Annotated in this window: 4 protein-coding genes; 3 read left to right on the forward strand and 1 reads right to left on the reverse strand. The window is 71.7% G+C overall.

The annotated features are described in order from the left end of the window. A partial coding sequence (locus PLL68_RS13890) for an FAD-dependent oxidoreductase (protein ID WP_324535071.1) occupies positions 1-867 on the forward strand: 867 nt, incomplete at its 5' end. Positions 868-880: 13 nt separating this feature from the next. Here the strand turns inward: PLL68_RS13890 and PLL68_RS13895 are convergent. Beyond that, positions 881-1,558, reverse strand: a complete 678-nt coding sequence (locus tag PLL68_RS13895) for a DUF937 domain-containing protein (RefSeq protein WP_324535073.1) — start codon at positions 1,556-1,558, stop codon at positions 881-883. A 131-nt stretch (positions 1,559-1,689) separates the two neighbouring features. On the opposite strand from PLL68_RS13895, the gene PLL68_RS13900 reads away from it, so the two are divergent. Together PLL68_RS13900 and PLL68_RS13905 are read left to right on the forward strand one after the other, a co-directional pair. Then, the gene (locus tag PLL68_RS13900; RefSeq protein ID WP_324535075.1) at positions 1,690-2,220 is read left to right on the forward strand and encodes a SixA phosphatase family protein; all 531 of its coding nucleotides are present in this window, start codon (positions 1,690-1,692) and stop codon (positions 2,218-2,220) included. A 41-nt stretch (positions 2,221-2,261) separates the two neighbouring features. Continuing rightward, positions 2,262-2,448 (forward strand): hypothetical protein (locus PLL68_RS13905; protein ID WP_324535077.1); only part of this gene is annotated, 187 nt, incomplete at its 3' end.

Here is a 2,448-nt window from a genome sequence, read left to right on the forward strand (position 1 = left end):
CTGCTCGCCGAGCGTTTCGGTGGGCAGCTGCTCGACACGATGGCGATCGAGAACTACCCCTCGGTGGAGCACACCGAAGGGCCGCGGATGGCCGCTGACCTCGAGCGCCAGGTCCGTGGCCTCGGCGTCGAGGTCATGACCGGTCAGGTCGCGGTTCGGCTCGTCCCGGCATCGCAGGAGTCAGAGTTGCACGAGGTGCACCTGGCCTCGGGTGCGGTGCTGCGGGCCCGGGCGGTCGTGGCGGCGAGCGGGGCTCGGTGGCGCACCCTCGACATCCCCGGTGAGGACGAGTACCGCAACCGCGGTGTCACGTTCTGCCCGCACTGCGACGGGCCCCTGTTCGCCGGGAAGAAGGTCGCGGTCATCGGGGGTGGCAACTCCGGGGTGGAGGCGGCCATCGATCTCGCTGGTGTGGTCGCCCACGTCACCCTCGTGGAGTTCGCCGACGAGCTGAAGGCCGACGAGGTGCTCCAGCGCAAGGTGCACTCCCTGGCCAAGGTCGACGTCCTGGTCGGTACCGCCACGACCGAGGTCGTCGGCGACGGGTCGAAGGTCATCGGTCTGCGGCACGCCCCGCGTGCTGGCGGCGCGTCGAGCGTGCTCGACGTCGACGGGGTCTTCGTGCAGATCGGCCTGCTGCCGACGACCGAGTGGCTCGACGGGGTCGTCGAGCTGACACCCCACGGCGAGGTGGTCGTCGACGCGCGGGGGGCAACCGGCATCCCCGGGGTGTTCGCCGCAGGTGACTGCACGACCGCGCCGTGGAAGCAGATCGTCGCTGCCGCCGGCTCGGGTGCGGGCGCCGCGTTGTCGGCGTTCGACCACCTCATCCGCACCACGTCGCCAGCATCGAGCCCGTCGGCCTGACGCGGCTCACCGATCAGCGGCGGCCGCCGCCCAGCATCCCGCCGAGGATGTCGCCGATGATGCTCCCGGCGTCCAGGCCACCGGGGGCAGCAGCGCCGCCACCCGATGGGGCCGTCGCGGCACCGCCCGTCGCGCCGCCGAGGACGTCACGCAGCATGTCGTCGAGGGAGCCCGGGCCGCCGGCCGCGCCACCCGTGGAGCCCGGCAGGCTGGGGGCGGTGTCGGTCCGCTGCGGAGCGGCACCGCCTCCGCCCAGGCCCCCACCGCCGCCGCCAGCACCGCCCAGCACCTGCTTGGCCAGCCAGGACAAAACCATCGGCGCGAGGATGGGCAGCAGTTTCTTGACGAGCGCCCCGCCCATGCCCGAGCCACCCATCGCGGGCACCTCGCCGAGCCGGTTGACGACGTCCTCCTCGCGGTCGCCGAAGATGTGGTTGGTGATGGCCTGACCGTCGCTCTCGTTGATCGCGGAGAGGTCGGCACCGCCGCTCAGCAGGTCGTCCTGGTGCTGGCCGAGGGCCTCGAGGATAGAGTCGGCGCCGGAGGGGTCGCTGGCGTTGGCCTGCAGACCACCCAGCAGTGCCGGCAGCACGGCGGCCGCTGCGGCGCGAACGTCGTCGGGGGAGGCGCCGACCTGTTGGGAGATGGCGTCGGCCGGAAGGGCGCCGAGGATGTCGTCGAGTGCGGACACGGAGATCCTTTCTGCGGCGGCGGAACGGCTCCGCACGTCTGTCGTCAACCTAGCCGCCGCGTGGCGGCTGCGTGGGCGGACCTCGGGTAGACCTTGGGACACGTCCGGGCGGATGGGTGCATGATCTGTGCATGACCCGTGCAGCGCAGGACCGAACCCTCGTCCTCCTTCGCCACTCGAAGGCCGAGCAGCAGAACTGGGACAACGACCACGAACGCGAGCTCACCGCGCGCGGTCGTCGAGATGCCGCGGCCGCGGGCCGGTGGTTGATCGAGCAGGGCATCGGGATCGACGAGGTGCTGTGCTCGACCTCCGAGCGCACCCAGCAGACCACCGAGGGCGTGTGGTCCAGTGGCTGCCCGGAGGGCGAGGTGCACCTGGACCGGCGCATCTACCTCGCGTCGCCGCAGCGCCTGCTCGAGGTGATCCGCGAGGCCGACGAGGACGCCGACGTGCTGATGGTCGTCGGGCACGCGCCCGGCATCCCGTCCTTGGCCGAACTGCTGTGCGACGGTGAGGGCAGCGTGGAGGGCCACCGCAAGATGGCCGAGGGATATCCGACGTCAGCGGTCGCGGTGCTCCACTACTCGGGCCGGTGGGCCGACCTCCAGTTCGGCGAGGCCACGCTCGAGCGTTTCCACGTCTGCCGCGACGAGGCCTGACTCCGGACCCGCCGGATAGATCAGGAAGGAATGGTGTGCTGATGCAGCGAACCCGATGGAACGAGATGTCCCCCGCCTCGCGGGCCGTGGTGGTCACGGTGGCCGTCGTCGACGCGGGGCTTCGGGCGTGGGCGCTCGCCGACCTGAAGAACCGACCCGAGCATCAGGTCAACGGGCCCAAGGCCGCCTGGGGGCTGGCGCTGTCGGTGGTCAGCTCGGCCGGGATCC

Source organism: Ornithinibacter sp. (assembly GCF_035443565.1).
GTDB lineage: Bacteria > Actinomycetota > Actinomycetes > Actinomycetales > Dermatophilaceae > Fodinibacter.